General features: G+C 64.5%; 21 protein-coding genes. 9 read left to right on the top strand and 12 right to left on the bottom strand.

Annotated features, from left to right (window positions below; translation table 11 throughout):
* Positions 1 to 28 precede the first annotated feature (28 nt).
* Both VF617_RS10355 and VF617_RS10350 read left to right on the top strand, forming a co-directional pair.
* Positions 29 to 1,267 (top strand): TIGR04063 family PEP-CTERM/XrtA system glycosyltransferase, encoded by a 1,239-nt coding sequence (locus tag VF617_RS10355; RefSeq protein ID WP_331014799.1) that lies wholly within the window; start codon positions 29 to 31, stop codon positions 1,265 to 1,267.
* Positions 1,264 to 2,118: a hypothetical protein gene (locus tag VF617_RS10350; protein ID WP_331014798.1), complete on the top strand. Its 855-nt coding sequence runs from the start codon at positions 1,264 to 1,266 to the stop codon at positions 2,116 to 2,118. Before VF617_RS10355 ends, VF617_RS10350 begins: the two co-directional genes overlap by 4 nt.
* Here the strand turns inward: VF617_RS10350 and VF617_RS10345 are convergent.
* Entirely contained in the window at positions 2,115 to 2,429 is a 315-nt protein-coding gene (locus tag VF617_RS10345; RefSeq protein WP_331014797.1) for a hypothetical protein, read from the bottom strand. The two genes, VF617_RS10350 and VF617_RS10345, sit on opposite strands and share 4 nt — an antisense overlap.
* Complete coding sequence (locus tag VF617_RS10340) at positions 2,426 to 2,605, bottom strand: hypothetical protein (protein WP_331014796.1); 180 nt, start codon at positions 2,603 to 2,605, stop codon at positions 2,426 to 2,428. The genes VF617_RS10345 and VF617_RS10340 overlap by 4 nt, the downstream gene beginning before the upstream one ends.
* A gap of 129 nt (positions 2,606 to 2,734) precedes the next feature.
* On the opposite strand from VF617_RS10340, the gene VF617_RS10335 reads away from it, so the two are divergent.
* A complete protein-coding gene (locus tag VF617_RS10335; RefSeq protein WP_331014795.1) occupies positions 2,735 to 3,316 on the top strand; it encodes a S24 family peptidase in 582 nt (193 codons plus the stop codon).
* A gap of 16 nt (positions 3,317 to 3,332) precedes the next feature.
* Here the strand turns inward: VF617_RS10335 and VF617_RS10330 are convergent, their stop codons facing one another.
* Positions 3,333 to 3,509 carry a hypothetical protein gene (locus VF617_RS10330; RefSeq protein WP_331014794.1) on the bottom strand — a complete coding sequence of 59 codons (177 nt, stop codon included), beginning with the start codon at positions 3,507 to 3,509 and terminating at the stop codon, positions 3,333 to 3,335.
* Between the two features lie 109 nt (positions 3,510 to 3,618).
* Between VF617_RS10330 and VF617_RS10325 the strand changes: the two genes are divergently transcribed.
* The 3 genes from VF617_RS10325 to VF617_RS10315 all read left to right on the top strand — a co-directional run bounded on the left by VF617_RS10325 (position 3,619) and on the right by VF617_RS10315 (position 6,676).
* Complete coding sequence (locus VF617_RS10325) at positions 3,619 to 3,864, top strand: hypothetical protein (RefSeq protein ID WP_331014852.1); 246 nt, start codon at positions 3,619 to 3,621, stop codon at positions 3,862 to 3,864.
* A gap of 65 nt (positions 3,865 to 3,929) precedes the next feature.
* A complete protein-coding gene (locus tag VF617_RS10320) occupies positions 3,930 to 5,702 on the top strand; it encodes an SLC13 family permease (RefSeq protein ID WP_331014793.1) in 1,773 nt (590 codons plus the stop codon).
* On the top strand, positions 5,699 to 6,676 hold the full coding sequence (locus tag VF617_RS10315) for a quinone oxidoreductase (protein ID WP_331014792.1): 978 nt from the start codon (positions 5,699 to 5,701) through the stop codon (positions 6,674 to 6,676). The genes VF617_RS10320 and VF617_RS10315 overlap by 4 nt, the downstream gene beginning before the upstream one ends.
* Here VF617_RS10315 and VF617_RS10310 read toward each other — a convergent pair.
* Both VF617_RS10310 and VF617_RS10305 read right to left on the bottom strand, forming a co-directional pair.
* Positions 6,673 to 7,008, bottom strand: a complete 336-nt coding sequence (locus VF617_RS10310) for a hemerythrin domain-containing protein (protein ID WP_331014791.1) — start codon at positions 7,006 to 7,008, stop codon at positions 6,673 to 6,675. The two genes, VF617_RS10315 and VF617_RS10310, sit on opposite strands and share 4 nt — an antisense overlap.
* A 161-nt stretch (positions 7,009 to 7,169) precedes the next feature.
* On the bottom strand, positions 7,170 to 8,594 hold the full coding sequence (locus VF617_RS10305; RefSeq protein WP_331014790.1) for an aldehyde dehydrogenase family protein: 1,425 nt from the start codon (positions 8,592 to 8,594) through the stop codon (positions 7,170 to 7,172).
* Positions 8,595 to 8,763: 169 nt separating this feature from the next.
* Between VF617_RS10305 and VF617_RS10300 the strand changes: the two genes are divergently transcribed.
* A complete protein-coding gene (locus VF617_RS10300; RefSeq protein ID WP_331014789.1) occupies positions 8,764 to 9,351 on the top strand; it encodes a hypothetical protein in 588 nt (195 codons plus the stop codon).
* A 51-nt stretch (positions 9,352 to 9,402) separates the two neighbouring features.
* Here the strand turns inward: VF617_RS10300 and VF617_RS10295 are convergent, their stop codons facing one another.
* Positions 9,403 to 10,911 (bottom strand): PQQ-dependent sugar dehydrogenase, encoded by a 1,509-nt coding sequence (locus VF617_RS10295; RefSeq protein WP_331014788.1) that lies wholly within the window; start codon positions 10,909 to 10,911, stop codon positions 9,403 to 9,405.
* Positions 10,911 to 12,209 carry a M20/M25/M40 family metallo-hydrolase gene (locus tag VF617_RS10290; protein ID WP_331014787.1) on the bottom strand — a complete coding sequence of 433 codons (1,299 nt, stop codon included), beginning with the start codon at positions 12,207 to 12,209 and terminating at the stop codon, positions 10,911 to 10,913. The genes VF617_RS10295 and VF617_RS10290 overlap by 1 nt, the downstream gene beginning before the upstream one ends.
* 75 nt (positions 12,210 to 12,284) lie before the next feature.
* On the opposite strand from VF617_RS10290, the gene VF617_RS10285 reads away from it, so the two are divergent.
* Positions 12,285 to 13,118: a TIGR02587 family membrane protein gene (locus VF617_RS10285; RefSeq protein ID WP_331014786.1), complete on the top strand. Its 834-nt coding sequence runs from the start codon at positions 12,285 to 12,287 to the stop codon at positions 13,116 to 13,118.
* 9 nt (positions 13,119 to 13,127) lie between these two features.
* Positions 13,128 to 13,514, top strand: a complete 387-nt coding sequence (locus VF617_RS10280; RefSeq protein WP_331014785.1) for a hypothetical protein — start codon at positions 13,128 to 13,130, stop codon at positions 13,512 to 13,514.
* A 57-nt stretch (positions 13,515 to 13,571) separates the two neighbouring features.
* Here the strand turns inward: VF617_RS10280 and glnA are convergent, their stop codons facing one another.
* The 5 genes from glnA to VF617_RS10255 form a co-directional block, all read right to left on the bottom strand.
* On the bottom strand, positions 13,572 to 14,984 hold the full coding sequence (gene glnA, locus VF617_RS10275; RefSeq protein ID WP_331014784.1) for a type I glutamate--ammonia ligase: 1,413 nt from the start codon (positions 14,982 to 14,984) through the stop codon (positions 13,572 to 13,574).
* Positions 14,985 to 15,076: 92 nt separating this feature from the next.
* Positions 15,077 to 15,415, bottom strand: a complete 339-nt coding sequence (locus VF617_RS10270; RefSeq protein WP_331014783.1) for a P-II family nitrogen regulator — start codon at positions 15,413 to 15,415, stop codon at positions 15,077 to 15,079.
* 182 nt (positions 15,416 to 15,597) lie between these two features.
* Positions 15,598 to 16,095, bottom strand: a complete 498-nt coding sequence (locus VF617_RS10265; protein ID WP_331014782.1) for a tellurite resistance TerB family protein — start codon at positions 16,093 to 16,095, stop codon at positions 15,598 to 15,600.
* Entirely contained in the window at positions 16,085 to 16,948 is an 864-nt protein-coding gene (locus tag VF617_RS10260; protein WP_331014781.1) for a hypothetical protein, read from the bottom strand. Before VF617_RS10260 ends, VF617_RS10265 begins: the two co-directional genes overlap by 11 nt.
* On the bottom strand, positions 16,945 to 18,549 hold the full coding sequence (locus VF617_RS10255) for a hypothetical protein (RefSeq protein WP_331014780.1): 1,605 nt from the start codon (positions 18,547 to 18,549) through the stop codon (positions 16,945 to 16,947). The genes VF617_RS10260 and VF617_RS10255 overlap by 4 nt, the downstream gene beginning before the upstream one ends.
* Positions 18,550 to 18,634 lie beyond the last annotated feature (85 nt).

Genomic DNA, 18,634 nt, shown 5'->3' with positions numbered 1-18,634 from the left:
TTAAGGCCTCCCGTGGCAGGAAAAGCCGATGCGCATTCTCCATATTCTCGACCATGGCTTGCCGTTGCATAGCGGCTACACCTTTCGCACGCGTGCCTTGCTTAAGGCGCAAATCGCGCGGGGCTGGGAAGTGGCGGCGGTGACGGGCCCGCGGCACGGCGATTACGCCGCCGCCGACGAAATCGTGGACGGGCTGCAATTCCATCGCACGCCGCCGGTGAATTCGGCTTTGCCGATTATCGGCGAATGGCGCGAAATCGGTCGCTTCGCGCGGCGCATCCGCAAAGTGGCCATGGCCTTCAAGCCCGACATCCTCCATGCCCATTCCCCGGTGCTCGATGCGATGGCGGGGCAGCGCGCCGCCCGGCGCCTCAAGCTGCCATTCGTCTACGAAATCCGCGCCTTTTGGGAAGACGCCGCGGTCGGCAACGGCACGGGGCGCGAGGGCAGTTGGAAATACAATATTACCCGTGCGCTGGAGACGCGCGCGGTGCGGCGTGCCGATGCGGTCGCGGTGATCTGCGACGGCCTGCGCGCCGATCTGGGGCGGCGGGGGATCGATCCGGGCAAGATCTTCGTCTCGCCCAATGGCGTGGACCTGAACGTCTTCGGCGATCCGCTCCCTTACGATCAGGCGCTGGCCGAGGAGCTGGGCGTATCGGGCGGCGAGACGATCGGCTTCATCGGCAGCTTCTACGATTATGAAGGGCTCGACGTGCTGATCGACGCAATGCCCGAGCTCGTCCGCTCGCGGCCCTCCATGCACCTGATACTGGTCGGCGGCGGGCCGGCCGAAGCGGCGCTCCGCGCTCAGGCGGCGGCGTCGCCGGCCGCGGGCCGGATCAAGTTCATCGGCCGCGTGCCGCACCACGATGTCGACCGCTATTACAGCCTGGTCGATGTGCTGGTCTATCCGCGCAAGCGCATGCGCCTGACCGAATTGGTCACGCCGCTCAAGCCGCTGGAGGCGATGGCGCAGCGCAAGCTGGTCGCCGCATCGGACGTAGGCGGTCACCGCGAGCTGATACGCGACGGCGACACCGGCACCTTGTTCAAGCCCGACGATGCGCTGGCGCTGGCCCGATCGGTGGCCGCGATATTTTCCGATCGCGACCATTGGGATGCGCGCCGCGCACGCGCGCGGGCGTTCGTCGAAGCCGAGCGAAACTGGTCGATCAACGTCTCGCGTTATGAATCTGTTTACCAAAAACTCGCAATGTCGGGATCGAGCAAATCAGCTTGGTCGCACAGGACAGTAAAAGCGTGAATCTACCCCTTGCCCCCCTAGCAGCGGCATTGCTCGGCGCGGTGGCGGCGCTTGGCGTGATCGTGATGCCCATGCCGATGCTCGAGTCGCTGGTGATGGATTCGGGGGTGCCCGCCGTGCTTCCGGGCGCGGAACCACCGCTGGGCCTCACCGCGCGCGTGATCCTGGCGTTTGGAATTGGGGGAGTTGCCGCCTTGCTCGGCTGGTTCATGGCCTTCGTGCTGGTCGGCACGCGCGGGCTTGGCGTGGGCAAGGATATCGTGGCCGAAGCCCCCCATACTCCGATCATTCGCCGCGCCGATGCCCATCCCGATGCGCCGCCGCGTCCGCCCTTGCTCGCGACACGCGATCTGGGCACTCCGTTCCTGGAGGTGCGTGCGGCCGATAATGACGGCGATCCGCTTGATGAAGTCCAGCTTTCCAGCGAAGATATTTTTCCCTCGATCGCCGAGCGGCCGCTTCCTCAGGATTTCGATCAGCCGCTCGCCGCGTTCGATCCCCGCGCCATCCCCCCGGTGCCGCGTCCCAAGCCCGTACCGCTGGCCCCGTTGCGCCGCACGCCCCACCCCGCCGTGTTCGACGAGACCGAGCGCTTCGAAGTATTCGAGCTTACGCCGCCGGTGCGCAAGCCTGCGCCACCGCCCAAGCGTGTCGAAACACCGCTTCCTCCCGTCGAAGCAATCGTCCGGCCCGAGACCGATGCGTCGGTACATGCATTGCTCGAACGGCTCGAGCGTGGCGTCGTTCGCAACGGCCTTGCAACCGGGGCGGAGACTGCACGGCCTCGCGACGCTGAACGTGGGCTGGAAGATGCACTCGTCACCCTGCGCAACCTGGCGCGCCGGGCCTAACGGTCTTCCACCGTCAGGGCCTCGATCTGGATCGTGACCGTGTCCCCCTCGCGAGAGACGCGCGTGACTGCAAGATCCGCCACCAGATGACCTCGAAACGCGAACTCCGCCTCAGGTAACACGACCAGCCATGCATCCAGCTCAACGGAGGCCCGCGCCTTCAGCGTGAGCCGGTGCTGCGCGCCCACGAAGGTGGCGCTGGCCCATCGGGTGCAGTCACACGCCGGGATCGTCACTGCGCAGCCTGCCGCTTCAGCGCTCGCGATCAGACCGCGCTCAATCAGCGTGGCGGCGTCCGGCCCGCGGCTCATGGCTCGGCCTGGGTGGCGAGGAATGCTTCCAGCCGGGCTGCAAGCGGGCCGCCGAGCTCGCGCCCGTTGCGAAGGTCATGCACCAGGCGTGGGTCGCGCGCGGCAAGCCGCCCGAAGCGGCTGGGCGACATGTTCGTCCGCCGCAGGAATGTTTCGATCTTTCGATGCACCGACATCGCGCTTCCTCCTCGATTCGTTTATCGATGGTCATGATTTGTTCTCATCTCCTACTTGTCTAGGAAAAATCCTATGATAAAGACTCGATTGTGGAACCGGAGACCCAGCGGGCCGCCCTGGCGGGCCTGATGAAAGAGCAGGGGCGGAGCTTTGCCCAGCTTTCGCGCGTGCTTCGGCGCAATCCCGCCTATCTCCAGCAATATCTCAAGCGGGGCACGCCGCGCCTGCTGACCGAAGCGGATCGCGCGCGGCTGGCGCGCTATCTGGGCGTGCCCGAAGCGGCGCTCGGCGCTCGCGCGGCGGATGGCGTGGTGGAAGTGGCGCGACTCGACGTGCGCGCCTCGGCAGGGCCCGGCGGGCTGGTCGATCTGGAGGCGCGCCGGAGGCCGGGCATGTTTCCGCCGGAGATGCTCCGCCAATTAGGGGTTCGGCCCGAAGCGGCCTCGATGATCGAAGTCCAGGGGGATTCCATGTCGCCCCTGCTCGAGCATGGCGACGAAATCCTGGTCGATCGCGCCCAGTGCAGTGTGAAGGGCCGGGGCGGGATATTCGTGCTGCGACTGGATGGAGAGCTGATGGTCAAGCGGCTGCGCCCCGCGGTCGGCGGAATGGAGGCCGTCAGCGACAACCCGGCCTATCCGATGCGCTTCGTCAAAACGGGGGAAGCGGAAGTGCTGGGCCGGGTGGCGTGGCTGGGGAGGGCGCTTTGAATTCGCGCGGGAGCGATCAGCCTTTCCGCCGGTCCACCAGCCAGACGATCAGCAGCCCGGCCAGCCCTACGCCGAGGCCCGCGACGAACCCCATCGAAGCTTGACCCCGTCCCATGCCGATCACCACGCCCGCGATCAGGGCGATCGCAAGGATGAAGCCCCCGGCCATCGGAGTGCGTGAAGGGTTTGCCATGCCCCGCCTTTGCCATGGCGAAGGCGCCTGCGCCAACATTTGATGGTATAAATATTCCTTCACCTTGTTCCGCCGCGAATGCTTCAGCTTCTTGTGCGAATTGAAGCGCATGGACTTTCGAGAGCCGGGCGCGGCAAGCGCACCCCCACCGCTTCCGTATCTTGCCGACACGCTCCAAGTCGCGGACGCCACTCACCTGATCGCCACCTTCGGCGATTCCGCCGGCAGCGAGGCCGCGGCTCGCGCGGACCAATATCGAGATCTGGGCAACCACATCAATTTCTGCCGCTGGCGCCAGATCGAGCGGCTGATCGTTTTGCTGTCGATCGGCCGCGCAGTGGGCACGGTCCACTAGCCGCCGCCGCGCGGACCTGAAACCATCCTTGCGAGTTAGGGCTAACGCTCCACGTGCGAGGCTGAATGACTCTTCCACAGATGCTCTCCGTCGCCGTGCTTGGCGGCATGATGCTGCTCTTCATCTGGGGGAAGCTGCGTTACGACGTCGTCGCGGTAATCGCGCTCCTCGCGGCGCTCGCCGCAGGCGTCGTCAAGCCCAAGGAAGCGTTTAGCGGCTTTTCGGATGATATCGTGATCGTCGTCGCCTCCGCACTCGTGCTGTCGGGGGCGGTGCAGCGATCGGGCGTGATCGAAAGCGCGATGCTTGTGCTCCAACGCCGCGTGACGCGGATACGCTCACAATTGCTGCTGTTGTGCGCCAGTGTCGGCTTCGCTTCGGCGCTGGTAAAGAATATCGGCGCGCTCGCGATGATGATGCCGGTCGCGTTCCAGATGGCCAAGCGGTCGAATGCCTCGCCGGCCGTCTTCCTGATGCCGATGGCGTTCGCTTCGCTGCTCGGCGGTCTCATCACGCTGATCGGGACCTCGCCCAACATCATCGTTAGCCGGGTCCGCCAGGAAATGACCGGCGAGCCCTTCGGCATGTTCGATTATGCGCCGGTGGGCCTGGGCCTCACCGTGGTGGGCCTGATCTTCCTGCGCTTCGGATATCGGCTGCTCCCGCGCGACCGGCGCGCCGTCCCGACGCTGGGCGAAGCGCTCGACATCCAGGATTATGTCACCGAGGCGCTCATCCCGGCGGGATCGCCCGTGGTCGGCGAAACGGTCGGCGCATTTCTCGAGCGGCATGAGGATGAGATCACGTTGTCCGCGATCCTTCGCTCGGGAGTTCGCAGCGCGCCTTTTCCCGACACCGAACTGCGCGAAGGCGACCTGCTGATCCTCACCGGCGCGCCGGATGGCCTGGAGCGGGTGATCGCGACCGATGCGCTAGAGCTGGAAGGACAGCATCGCGACCGGCCAGTCGAAGGCGGCGACGATGTAGGGGTGATCGAAGCCGTGATCGGCACCGGCAGCGTGCTGATCGGGCAGACCGCCGCACGGCTGGGCCTGCACGAGCGCTTCGGCGTCAATCTCATCGCGGTCTCGCGTCGCGGCGAGCGGATCGCCAGGCGCCTGGCCGAAGTCCAGCTTCGCGCGGGCGACGTGATCGTGCTGCAGGGGCCGCTCGAATTGTTGTTTGAGCGCCTCGGCGAGCTTGGCTGCCTGCCGCTCGCCGAACGCACGCTGCGGCTGGGAAGCGCGCGCAAGGGCCTGATACCGCTCGCTGCCCTGAGCGTGGCGATGCTGGCGACAGCGCTTGGCTATGTGCCGGTGGCGGTCGCATTCTTTGCGGCGGCGGCCTTCGTGATTATCAGCGGCGCGCTGCCGGTCCGCGAGGCCTATGGCCATATCGAATGGCCGATCCTGGTGATGCTCGGCGCGCTCATCCCGGTCAGCGATTCGCTGCGCACCACGGGGACGACCGACCTGATCGGCGAGCAGCTTTCGCACTTTGCCGCGATCCTTCCGCCTTGGGGAGCCGTCGCACTGATCCTCGCGGCGACGATGGCAGTGACCCCGTTCCTGAACAATGCGGCGACAGTACTGGTGATGGCCCCGATCGCCGCGACCTTCGCCACGGGCCTGGGCTATCGTCCGGAGGCATTCCTGATGGCGACGGCGGTGGGCGCCGGCTGCGATTTCCTCACGCCTATCGGCCACCAGTGCAACACGCTGGTCATGGGCCCCGGCGGCTATCGCTTTGGCGACTATGCACGATTGGGCGCGCCCTTGTCCCTAATCGTGCTGGTGGTAGGAACGCCGCTCATCCTATGGGCATGGCCGGTGACATGACGACGAGGGCTGCGCGAATTCAGCGGACCGGCGGGCCCGAAGTGATCGAATGGATCGATATCGAGCTGCCGCCGCCGGGGCCGGGCGAAGTGCGCATGCGCAACACCGCCATCGGCCTCAATTTCATCGACACCTATCACCGCTCCGGCCTCTATCCTGTCCCGCTGCCCAGTGGGCTCGGAGGCGAAGCGGCGGGGGTGGTAGAAGCGGTGGGCGAGGAGGTCGAGGCCTTTGCAACAGGGGACCGCGTGGCGACTCCGGGGCCCGGGCTCGGAGCCTATTCGACCGCCCGAAATGTGAAGGCCATGACCCTGTTCAAGCTGCCCGGGGATATTTCGGACGAGACCGCGGCGGCGTCGCTGCTCAAGGGCTGCACCGCCGAGTTCCTGATCGAGCGCTGCGCACGGGTGCAGCCGGGCTCGACCGTGCTGGTCCATGCCGCCGCGGGCGGAGTCGGACAGATCGCGGTGCGCTGGCTGAAGGCGATCGGCGCGCAAGTGATCGCAACCGTGGGCAGCGAACCAAAGGTCGCCCTCGCTCGGGGTGCCGGTGCGGATCATGTGCTGCTCTCGCGCGAGGACGATGTTGCGGCCCGCGTGCGCGAAATCACCGGCGGCATAGGCGCTGACGTCGTGCTCGATGGCGTGGGCGCCGCGACCTGGAAAGCCTCGCTCGCGTCATGCAAGCGGCGCGGCCTTGTCGTCAGCTTCGGCAACGCCAGCGGGCCTGTAGAGAATGTAGGGCTCGGCGAACTCGCACGCGCCGGGTCGGTCTTCGTCACCCGACCCACCTTGTTCGACTATTATGTCACGCCCGATGAACGCGCCGCCGGCAGCGCGCGCCTGTTCGGGATGCTGCGCAGCGGCGCGGTTCGCGCGGACATCAACCAGCGTTTCGCGCTGGAGGACGCTGCCGAGGCGCACCGCGCGCTTGAGGCGGGCGAGACGACTGGATCGACAGTGCTCCTGCCCTAGACCGCGACTCCTTCGCGTAGTGAGAGCACGCTTTCGCGGAGGGCCGTAGTGTATAGGATATTGTTTTCGGCATCGACGCGCCGCTGGAGCCGGTCGAGGATCGAGAGTGTGACCAGGCTGAAATGGTCCCAGTCCTCCGCGATGCACTCGCTGTTCCACTCATTGAGATACATCGTCCAATCCGCGTGCAGCGAGGCGAATTCGGCCGTGAAGGCGCTTGCCGCTTCCCGAGTCAGGGCATTGTCGCTCTGGATCATGCGCGGATAGATAAAGCTATCCTCGTGCGCGAGGTGCGCGCCTAGTTCCTGGGACAAGTCACTGAGCGCGATCATGACGCCTGCACATCCCGCTCGATGGCGGATACCAGCCGATGCAGGACTTCCACCCGGCTGGCGATCCGCGCATGCTCCTGCATCAATCGTTCGTAGCTCATGGCCGTGTCCTCTCGAAGGCACGACTGGGCCGGTGCAGTTAATTTCTTTGCCGGCCGGGCCTACGCAAAAGCCCCCACGAGCGATTTAATCTCCATGAATTCGGCGAGCCCGAACTTGCCGTGCTCGCGGCCATTGCCCGATTGCTTGTAGCCGCCGAACGGCAGGTCCGGGCTCGGCTGGCCGCCATTGACATAGACCATGCCGGCGCGGAGCCGCGGCGCGACGCGCTTGACGCTCTCGGCGTCGCCAAACAGCACCGCGGACAAGCCGTAATCCGTATCGTTGGCGATGCGGATCGCGTCTTCCTCATCCTTGTAGGGAATGATCGTAACGACCGGCCCGAATATCTCCTCGCGCGCGATCGTCATGTCGTTGGTCACGCCGGAGAAGAGCGTAGGTTTGACGAAATAGCCGGTGTCCATTCCGTCGGGCCGGCCGGGGCCGCCGGTCTCGAGCGTGGCGCCTTCTTCCATGCCCTTGGCGATCAGGCCCTGAATCTTGTCCCACTGCGCCTTGTTGACCACCGGGCCGATATGGCGGCCTTCCTCGGCCGGATCGCCGGTTGGAGTCGCCTTCATGATCTCGGCGGCGAGCGCAGTGACTTCCGCCGCCCTGCTCTCGGGGACGAGCAAGCGGGCGGGCGCGATGCAGCTCTGGCCCGAATTCATGAGGACGGTGGCCAGCGTGCCCTTCACAGCGGCGGCCGCATCTGCGCTTTCTAGCATCAGCGAAGGCGACTTGCCGCCCAGTTCCTGATGGACGCGCTTCACGGTGTCCGCGGCATTCTTGGCGACGAGCACGCCGGCGCGAGTCGATCCGGTGAAGCTCACCATATCGACGAGCTTATGGGTGCTGAGCGCAGTGCCCACGCCGGGGCCGTCGCCATTGACGAGGTTGAACACTCCCGCCGGCACGCCCGCGGCATGCATCACTTCGGCGAAGATCACGGCGCAACTCGGCGCTTCCTCGCTGGGCTTGAGGATCATCGTGCAGCCCGCGGCCAGGGCGGGGGCGACCTTGGATACGATCTGGTTGAGCGGCCAGTTCCAGGGCGTGATCATCGCCACCACGCCGATGGGCTCGTGAACGACCAGGCTGTTGCCGATCTGCTCCTCGAAAGTGAATTCGCGCAGCGCCCGGATCGCGGACATCAGATGGCCGATACCCGAGCCGACCTGTGCGGTCTTCGCCAGGCTGAGCGGCGCGCCCATCTCTAGGCTGATCGCCTCGGCCATGTCGCCGGCGCGCGCCTTATAGGCTTCGAGAATACGCTCGAGCAGTGCGATGCGCTCGTCGACCGAAGTGCGCGAAAATATCTCGAAGGCCCGCGAAGCGGCGGCCGCGGCCTTGTCGACATCGGCGGCCGAGCCCAGCATGATCTCGGCGGTGGCGGTTTCGGTGGCGGGGTTGATCACGTCATGCTTCGTGCCCCCTTCGCTTTCCACCCATGCGCCGTCGATATAGTGCTTCAGATAGCTGCGCATCTCGTCTCTCGCTTCCAAATTCGAAATTTCGGTATGGGCCTAGATGCAGCGTGCCGGCCGCCGCTTCAAGGGGACATGGCCCGCAACGGGGACCGGCCCAGGCGCGGTCGCCCGCATTGACTCCAAGCCAACTCACAATAGGTTATGCTTCGTATCTGGGGGAGGAATTATGCGTATCTATCTTGCGACCGTGATCGCCGTCACCTTTTGTTGTCCTGGGGTTGCCGATGCGCAGGAGGTGCCTGTCGTAGCCTTGGCGCGCCCCGCGGCTCCGGAGCATGCACTGGCTTCCGGCACCGAAGTGTTCGTGAAGCTGAATCAGGAGCTCAGTTCCAAGCGCGTCAAGGAAGGCGAGATGTTCGGGCTCACGGTCTCGAACGACGTGATGCTCGGGCAATATGTCGTGATTCCCAAAGGATCGCTGGCAATGGGCGAAGTCACGTGGAGAACCGGCCGTGCCGTATTCGGGAAATCCGGCAAGATGGAAATCGAGCTGCGCTATGTCGATTTGAACGGACGCCGCATTCCGATCAACGGCAAGTTCCGTCAGGAAGGCGAAGGATCGACGGTCGCGGCGGTCGGCGCAGTCGTCCTCGCCGCGCCCTTGCTTTTCATCACCGGCAAGAGCGCGAGAATTCCCGAAGGCCGCGAGCTGAAAGGCTATACGAGCGAGGCGATCCCGGTGGCGCTGCCCGCCGGGGCGACGATTGAAGCTGCTCCGGTGCAGGCTAGCGCGCCTGCCAGTTCGACGCCGTAGCACGGGCCAGGGCTGGGGCCGCAGCAAGCGGCCCCAGCCCCGTTCGTGCAATCAGCCGGGCGTCACCATGAAGATCTCGCCGAAGAAATCGACGATGTAGAGATTGCCCGCGCTGTCCTGACCGAAGGAGGCGAGATTGTCGATCGCGGCCACATCGGGAGTAAAATCCAGATTGCGGCGCTCATAGCTGCCCGAGGGAAATAGGGACCCCTGGACGAGCGAGGCGGCCGGCAACGTCCAGATGTTGCCGCTGACGAAGTCGCCAAACACATATAGCCCGGACAGCGAAACCACCGGGCCGCGATAGACATAGCCCCCGATGACTGTTCGGCCCTGCCTGGGTCCCGTCCCGTGATCATATTGGGTCACCGGCGCTGTGAGCCCAGCCGGCGCAGTCCCGGTATAAGGCTGGGTGCCCTCCAGAAAGCGCCAGCCGAAATTGAGGCCCGGCTGGTCGGTGCGCACGACATCGACTTCCTCGATCGCGCTTTGCCCCACATCCCCGATGATCAGCCGGTTGCCGTCAAACGAGCTGCGGAACGGGTTTCTGAGGCCATAGGCGAAGACATAGGGGTCACCCCCGCCCGCGATGAACGGATTGCCGGGCGCGGGCGCGAAGGGCGTGCCCGATCCGGGGGCGGTGTCGAGGCGCAGCCGCAGGATCTTGCCGAGGCGCGAATTCACATTCTGAGCGTTGTTGGCCGGATCGCCTCCACCGCCGCCATCGCCGACCGCATCATAGAGGAAGCCGTCGGGGCCGAAGCCGATCCAGCCGCCATTATGGTTGTTCTCCGTGGAATGTGGTGTGGACAGCACGAGCCGCATGGCGCCGGTCGCGACATTATACTCGCGGATCTCCACGGCGCCGCTCGCACCGGTGGCATGGACGAAGACGATGTTCGAGGTCGCGTAATCGGGACGCGCGGCAAGGCCCAGCAGGCCGCGCTCGCCATCGATGGTGAGGCCGCCGGCGGTGAAGGCCAGCGTCTTCGCCCCGGTCGCGGGCGTCAGCAGCCAGACGCGCCCCTCTTTTTCAACGACGAAGACGCGGCTCGAGTCGCCCGGAACAGCCGCCACATAAAGCGGCTGATCGAAGCCGGTGCCGACGCGCTTGACCGCGATGCCTTCGCGGCTGTTGGTGACGGTGACTTGCAGGCTGAGCGTCGAGCTGAGGCTCGCGTCGCTCGCGGTGAGCTGGACCTGATAGACATTGTCGCCGTCGCTATCGCCGGGAAGGTCGAAATTGGGCGCAGCGGAGAAGCTCAGCGCGCCGGCGGGCGTGATCGTAAAGCGCGCAGCGTCCGCTCCACCCGAGACCGAATAACCGATCGCATTACCCTGCGCATCGGTCGCTATGGCCTGATAGCCCAGCGCCGCATTCTCAACGACGGTTGCGGTTGTGGCCGAGGTGAAGCTGGGGGCGGTATTTGGGGTGGGTGTCGGCGCGGGAGTGCCGCCGCCCGGCCCTCCGCCACCGCTGCACGCGGCTAGGAGCAGAAGGGGGAGCGTGGCGCTGTATCGCATCGCTGCGCAACGTCGGACGATCGGGTCCTGTTCCATCAACGTTTCTCCCTCGCCAGGCGGCTCATCAGGATCGCGGCGCGTTTCGCCTGAAGCGCGATGCTCGGAACCTCCAGCCATTCGCCCTCGGCATGCAGCGTGCCGCCCACGGGGCCCATCCCGGCGAGCGTATCGGCATAGGCCGCGACGAAGCTCGAATCGGCCGCGCCGCGCTTGGCGGGCGGAAACTCGGCCATTTCCGGCAGCCCCAGGTCGCGGTTGATCGCATTGATCCGCGTGAGCAGCGCGCGATTGCCGTCGGTCGGCGCCATTGGCGGCGTATTGTCCTGGAAGGTCAGCGTCGCCGAAGTGCCAGGCAGATGCTGTGCGGCGATCGCCAGCATCTTCGCGCGCGCCGCCGCGTCCTGCTCAGGGGTAAGGCTGCGCAAATCGCCGCGGGCGATTGCCTGGGCGGGGATCACGTTGGTCTTGCCCGCTGCCTCCACCTTCACGCCATCGGCATCGATGCTCGCCGGAGTGCCCCCCGCGATTACGCCCACGTTGAAAGTCAAATTCTCTTCGATCAGCTCGCTGCGCCAGGCGTTCAGGATGCGCGTGATCTCATAGATCGCGCCATAGCCGAGGCTCGGGGTGAAGACACTGCCGCCATGGCCGGTCTTGCCGGTGGCGGTCAGGGTCCAGTTATTGGCGCTGCGCCGGGCGACCGTGCCGAATTCCTTGCCGTCTTCCTTCGCCAGATTCTCGAATTCGAGCGCGACATCGGCCCATTTGCCGGCCTCGATCAAGTCGCGGCGTGCAACCGGGATCGGGTCGCCTGTTTTCTCCTCGTCGCCGGTGAACATCACCATGATGTCGGCGTTTTTCAGCGTCCCCGCCGCCTGCATCGCCCGCAGCGCCGCGACGATCACGGCGATCCCGCCCTTGTCGTCCACTACGCCGGGGCCGACTGCCTTGTCTCCCTCACGGACGAACTTCTGGAACGGCGAGCTGGCCTCGAACACCGTATCGACATGCGCGATCAGCAGCATGCGCTTGCCCCGGCCATTGCCCTTGTGCGTCGCGACGAAATGCCCGGCGCGCTTGGTTTCCGGCAGCTCGATCCAATCGACCTTGAAGCCGAGCGCCTCGAACTCGGGCCGCAGCATCTCCCCCATCGTGCGCACGCCCGCCAGGTTCAGCGTGCCGCTATTCTGGTTCACCATCCGCTCGAGCAGGGTGAGCGTGCGGTCGTTTTCCTTGTCGATAGCGGCGGTGATCGCGGCTTCCTGTTTGGAAAGCTGCGCGGCGGCGGGTGTGGCTGCAAGCAGGGCGAAGGCGGGGAGGAGGGTTCGGAGCATGCGCCAAGCCTAATCGCTCGAACGCGGCGGGCCAAGCACTTGTCGGCGCAGCCCCCGCGTGGGAGACAGGCGCGGATGCCCGAGCGCCCGTATACCAGCCAAGACTATGCCGCCGGGCTGGCGCGGGCGTTCGCAGGCGCGATCATCTTCGGCCTCCCGCTGCTGATGACGATGGAGATGTGGTCCATCGGCCTCTACGTTCAGCCACTGCGGCTGCTGCTGTTCGTCGCGCTCAATTTCGTCGTGCTGGTATTCCTCTCCCGCTTCGGTGGATTCGAGAAGACCTCGACCGTCGCCGAAGACGTGCTCGATGCGGTCGCCGCCTATGGCGTAGGTATTCTCTCCGCGGGCGCAATCCTGGCGATGTTCGGGCTGCTTTCCCCCGACATGCCTCTGGACCAGATCGGCGGGATGATCGCGATCCAGTGCATCCCGGCAAGCTTCGGCGCGATGATCGCGCGCAAGCAATTGAGCGGGGGAGAGGCCGACGACGATGCGGAAAAGGCGGCGCGCTCGGCAGGTTATGCGGGCCAGCTCTTCCTGATGCTGGCGGGGGCGCTCTTCCTGGCCTTCAACGTGGCGCCGACCGAGGAGATGATCCTGATCGGCTTCAAGATGTCGGCATGGCAGACGCTGCTGCTGTTGCTCGGCTCGATGCTGTCGCTCCATCTTCTGGTGTTCGCCGTGGGCTTTGCGGGGCAGCGGGACGCGCCCGAGGGATATGGGCTGGCGCGGCGCTTCCTGATCTTCACGGTGCCCGGCTATGCCATTGCATTGCTGGCAAGCTCTTATGTGTTGTGGACGTTCGGCCGCATGGACGCGGGCGATGCGGCGGCGATTGCCAGCACCATCGTGGTGCTGGCTTTCCCGGGCGCGGTGGGCGCGGCCATGGCGCGGCTGGTGATTTAGGGAATTGGGATGACACAGGGTCGCAAGGGCGTTGCCAATACGCCGCCGCTGGAATGGATCGCCGCGGCGGTCGGGCTTGCGCTGATCCTGCTGGTGGGTGGCATGATCGCGCGCGAAGCGCTGGACCGGCAGGAGGCTGCGCTTCCCGCGATCCAGGTGCGGCCGCTGCGCGTCGAGATTGGCCGGGCGGGTTTCGTCGTGGAGTTCGAGGCGGTCAATCTGTCGGGCGGCACTGCGGCGGCAGTGGCGATCGAAGGGAAAGCGGGGGACGAAACCAGCACGGCAACGCTGGATTATGTTCCCGGCCATGGCCGCGTCAAAGGGGGCTTGTTCTTCAGCAAACAGGATCCCCGCGCGGGCCTCGGCCTGCGGGCAACGGGCTTCCAGACTCCCTGACGCGCAAAGGGCGCCCGGATCGCTCCGGACGCCCTCGTTCTTGTCCGATCCGCCGGATCAGGCGCTGTAATACATGTCGTACTCGACCGGGCTCGGAGTCATCTCCCAGCGGGCGACGTCCGCGCGCTTGATCTCGACATAGGCGGCGATCTGGTCACGGGTGAAGACGTCGCCCTTGAGCAGATACTCCTGATCGGCCTCGAGGCTGTCGAGCGCTTCGCGAAGCGAGCCGCAAACCGTCGGGACCTGCTCCAGCTCGGCCGGGGGCAGGTCGTAGAGGTTTTTGTCCATCGGCTCGCCCGGATGGATGCGGTTCTGGATGCCGTCCAGGCCGGCCATAAGCAGTGCCGCATAGCAGAGATACGGATTGGCCAGCGCGTCCGGAAAGCGGAACTCGACGCGCTTGGCCTTGCTGCCCGCGCCATAAGGAATGCGGCAGGATGCCGAGCGGTTGCGGCTCGAATAAGCGAGCAGTACGGGCGCTTCATAGCCCGGGACCAGCCGCTTGTAGCTGTTGGTGCTCGGATTGGTAAAGGCGTTCAGCGACTTGGCGTGCTTGATCACGCCACCGATGAAATAGAGGCACATGTCGCTGAGGCCGGCATAGCCGTTTCCGGCGAAGAGCGGGTTGCTGCCCTGCCAGATCGAGATGTGGGTGTGCATCCCCGATCCGTTATCTTCCTTGATCGGCTTGGGCATGAAGGTCGCGGTCTTGCCGTAAGCATGCGCCACCTGGTGCACGACGTACTTGTAGATCTGCATGCGATCCGCGGTCTGGACCAGCGTGCCGAAGGTCAGGCCCAGTTCGTGCTGCGCGGCGGCGACTTCGTGGTGATGCTTGTCGCATGGGAGGCCCATTTCGAGCATGGTCGAGACCATCTCGCCCCGGATATCGACGGCGCTGTCGACCGGGGCGACCGGGAAATAGCCGCCCTTCGCGCGCGGACGGTGGCCCAGATTGCCGCCTTCATATTCCTTGCCCGAATTGCCAGGCAGCTCGATATCGTCGATCGCGTAATAGCTGGTCGAATAGCTGTTCTCGAAGCGGACATCGTCGAACATGAAGAACTCAGCCTCGGGGCCGACATAGACCGTGTCGCCGATGCCGAGCGTCTTCAGATAGGCTTCCGAACGCTTGGCGGTCGAGCGCGGATCGCGGCTGTAGAGTTCGCCGGTCGAAGGTTCGACGATGTCGCAGACCAGGATCAGCATCGGCGTGGCCGAGAAGGGATCGATCCACACCGCGTCCAGATCGGGCTTGAGGATCATGTCGCTCTCGTTGATCGCCTTCCAGCCCTCGATCGAGGAGCCGTCGAACATCAGCCCGTCGGTCAGCTCGTCCTCGCCGATCACCTTCGCCACCATGGTCAGGTGCTGCCACTTGCCCTTGGGATCGGTGAACCGCAGATCGATCCACTCGATTTCGTTGTCCTTGACCATCTTGAGAACGTCGCTGGCTGAATTCGCCATGAGAAACCCCTTTCGCTCTTGTTCAAAAGCCCCACGAATCGGGCAATAAAATTACCTGTGCAGGCGCAACATCGCTAGGATGTTGCGCTGCGTCAAACCGCGTTTTCGTTGCGCTCACCCGTGCGGATGCGTAGCGCGGTCTCTACCGGGATCACGAAGATCTTGCCGTCTCCGATCCGCCCCGTCTGCGCCGCCGCCGCGATCGCCTCCACAACGCGCTCGGCGAGCGCATCCTCGACGACAACTTCGAGCTTCACCTTGGGGAGGAAATCCACGACATATTCGGCGCCGCGATAAAGCTCGGTATGCCCCTTTTGCCGGCCGAAGCCCTTGGCCTCGGTGACGGTGATGCCGCTGACGCCCACTTCGTGCAGCGCTTCCTTCACTTCATCGAGCTTGAACGGCTTGATGATCGCTTCGATCTTTTTCACGGCCTGGAACACCCCATAGGAAATCGGACGAACGCTTGTTCCCCATCGCGCGTCTTACAACAAGCGTGCCAGCCGCTATTGCGCCGATTTCCTTGGTGGCGTGCGTGCCCGGAAAGTTAATAGCTGCCTAACAAATGAGCATCGCGCCGCGCATTGCCTGAAACCGGGGCAGGGCTGCGAAGTCAGGCTATGGCGGTGTGTTGCATCACCGAGACGACATCGACCATCATCCGCGCACGCTCGCGATCCATTTCCAGCCAGCTGATCATCTTGTCGATGACCTCGCGCTCGAGTTGCCCAACATAGCCGTCACTGAATATCACGCGGACGGCGTGCACGAACGCGGTTTCGCGCAACGCGGGGCTCAGGCATTGGCACGCCCGCTGGCATGCTCCATCCAGGCCGTGATCCTGTATGAGCTTGCCGGCGCGCGAGATGATATAGTCGTTTTCCGCCGACGAATTGCGCTCGTAGATCGGGCTTGAGGCGCAAACCGATTCGATCTGCAGCAATTCCTCGGGTTCCACGCGCCCATCGGCCAGCATCGCCGCGACGATCGGAATCATCACCGCGGTGGGCACGTCGATCACATTGTCGACCCCTCTTCCTCTAAGCCCGGCGAAGAGGCTGGCGATCAGGCGCCCGGGTCCCTGCGATCTGGTATTCTGATCAACTTCCATCGCTAAACGTCTCCCGCGCAGAATCCTCGCCGATCAGCAACCCGTGCCCGACGGCCGCTCTTTCCGCCTTCATCTTCTCAAAATAGCTGGTCCAGAATGCGCGGTGCGCCTTGCCCTGCATCGCGGAAAGGCTGCGGCGCGGGACATATTGGATGCGCACATGCACCCCCGTCATGTCGCGCTCCAGTTCCTCCATGGCCTGTTTGCTGGGCTTTCCCCGAGCCGACCTTCCATATTGGCTGTGCAGGTCGCTGTGCTGCGCCATGTCCGACAATATCACCAGCCGGCGCGCCTTAACGTTCGATCCGAAATTTGCCCGATCCATCGCTTCCGCCACATATTCCATGATCGGCGAATTGGCCTGGATGGGGGCGTTTTTCAGAGCCTCGTAGAGCTTCTCGAGGCGTGCGCCTGCGGTCTTGTCGAATGTCTTTCGGATCATCTTGGCGTTGTCGTAAATTCCGAGCGACTTCGAACCGTCGTCCATGCGGCAGACTGCGATGTCCTCGGCACTGTCGCGATCCGATACGATGGTGCGAACGGTCAGCCGCCCGCCAATCGGCAGCCAATAATATTCGTTGAGTATCAGCGCTTTGGCATAGGCCAGTTCGGCGCGGCTTAATTTGTCGGTCTCGTCCACCAGCAGAATCGTGTGCGACTGCGGCGGCTTGCGATCGAGAGGGCAGCCGGTGAGCGGATCCGCCTTGGTCGGGCGGGTGAGTATCCCAATGGCCGCCAGGAAGATCACCACGCCCAGGCTCAGCGCCATGATGGTATAGCCCAACCGATCCTTCTTCGCCTTGCTGGCCTGCAGCTTGCGAGACGCGGGGGAACTGCGCGGGCGGCTTTTCACGCCGGCTGCATCGGCGTAGCGGAGGCTGTGGGCTCCGCAGGGGCTTTAGGCCCATTCAGACCGGTTCGGTCCATCCACTCCGACACTTCCTTGGTGATCTTCAGGCTTTCGATGTCGATGCGGGCATCCACTTCCTTCAGGCTGTTGCTGACATGGCGGTGCACTCCCTTGAGCGCCGCCTCGGCGCTCTCGGCCGTGCCCTTCGCTTTGTCCCGCAGCGCGATCAGCTCCTGGATCGACGCCGCCACCCCACGGGTCCGCTCCTCGATTTCGTCCGAAGGCGTGGAGTCCGCGTCGAAATTGCGGCGGCGATAGTCCTTGGCGCTGGGATACGTGGCGAAATAAGCGGGCTCGGTGCCGGGGGTGCGGATCTTGAGATTGGTATCGCGATAGGTCTTGAGCAGGCGATTGCCCCCGCCGACCCATTCGTCTTCGCTGTCGCGGACCTCCTGCTGACGCTCGGTCGCGATGTCGAACAACTCGGCGATGGTCTCATAGGATTCGCGCGCCGCGGCCAGGGTCTGCTTGGCTTCGCTCTCCACCTCTTCCAGTGCGTCGCGGATGTCGTCGCGCAACTCCGCCAGGCCGTCGGCGAAGGCGCGTTGGGCCTCGCATGCGTGGAGGTGGTATTTCTTGTAATCGGGATACCGATCCGCGAGATCGTCCCACCCTTCCTTCGCCGCGATAAAGTGGATGAAGATGCCGAGCAGCAGCAGCGCCCAGGACTGAAGCGAGCCTACGCCGAACAGGCCGTGCGTGCTGATATGAGTCGCGGTCTCGGTAGTCAGCTGGCTGAGATCGAAGTTGAAATCTTCCATCGCGGCAAGCCGTTCGGCGACTTCGCGCGTGTGGGCCACGACAAAATTGAAGTAGATCGCCAGGCTGTGCACCGCCAGCGTGATCACGGTTCCCAGCGCCTTCAGCTCGGTCCGGCGATGTCCGATATTCCGCCATCCCCACAGGCCCGTGCATACCCCGCTCAGGATATTGACGCCGCTGATCATCCCGGCAATCGCCGCGCCACCGATCAGCCCGTCCGCGACCACCTGCGCGAAGAGCGATCCGTTGATCACCGATTCGAGCACGAACATGCCCACGATGATTCCGACCACCTTGACCACCGATTCCTCGTAATGCGCGTCGCGGGTCAGGCCGTTGGTGTGGATGAAATGGCGAAGATTGTTCTGGCTGCTCAGGTCGTTGCGGCGCAGCTCCACCAATTTCGGTCGATGTTCCTCAAAGCAGCGATTGATAGCGATCCCGGCCTCTTCGCGAACCTGCTCGGCATCGACGCGGGGCGTTTCTTCGCCCCGCGCGCGTTTCACGGCATCGCTGACCCGCTCGTCGAGCATCGCGTTGAGTAGGTGGATGCCCGCGAATACGCGCCCGCAAACTTCCATCTGGGGCTCGTCGAGGGTCTTGTCCGCTTGGGTCGGTAGCTGCTCTCTTCCGCGATCGGCGCCCAGTTGCTCCAGCTTCAGCGAGTCCCTCAGCCGCTTGATCTCTTCGTCTACGTCGGTATCGAGCTCGGGGATCCAGATGCGCTTGAGCCGTCGCCATTTCTTCCCATCGGGATCGACACGCCCCGTGCGCTCCGGCATTCCCTCCGACATAGATCGCTACCCCCTCGGGGGGATTAACCATAGGAAATCGGGGTCTGCTAGAATGTAGGTCCGAAATGGATAT

This window comes from Sphingomonas sp. (genome assembly GCF_036388215.1).
Lineage (GTDB): Bacteria > Pseudomonadota > Alphaproteobacteria > Sphingomonadales > Sphingomonadaceae > Sphingomonas.
The sequence above is the reverse complement of the archived record's forward strand: the minus strand, read 5'-3'. Positions and strand labels throughout refer to the sequence as shown.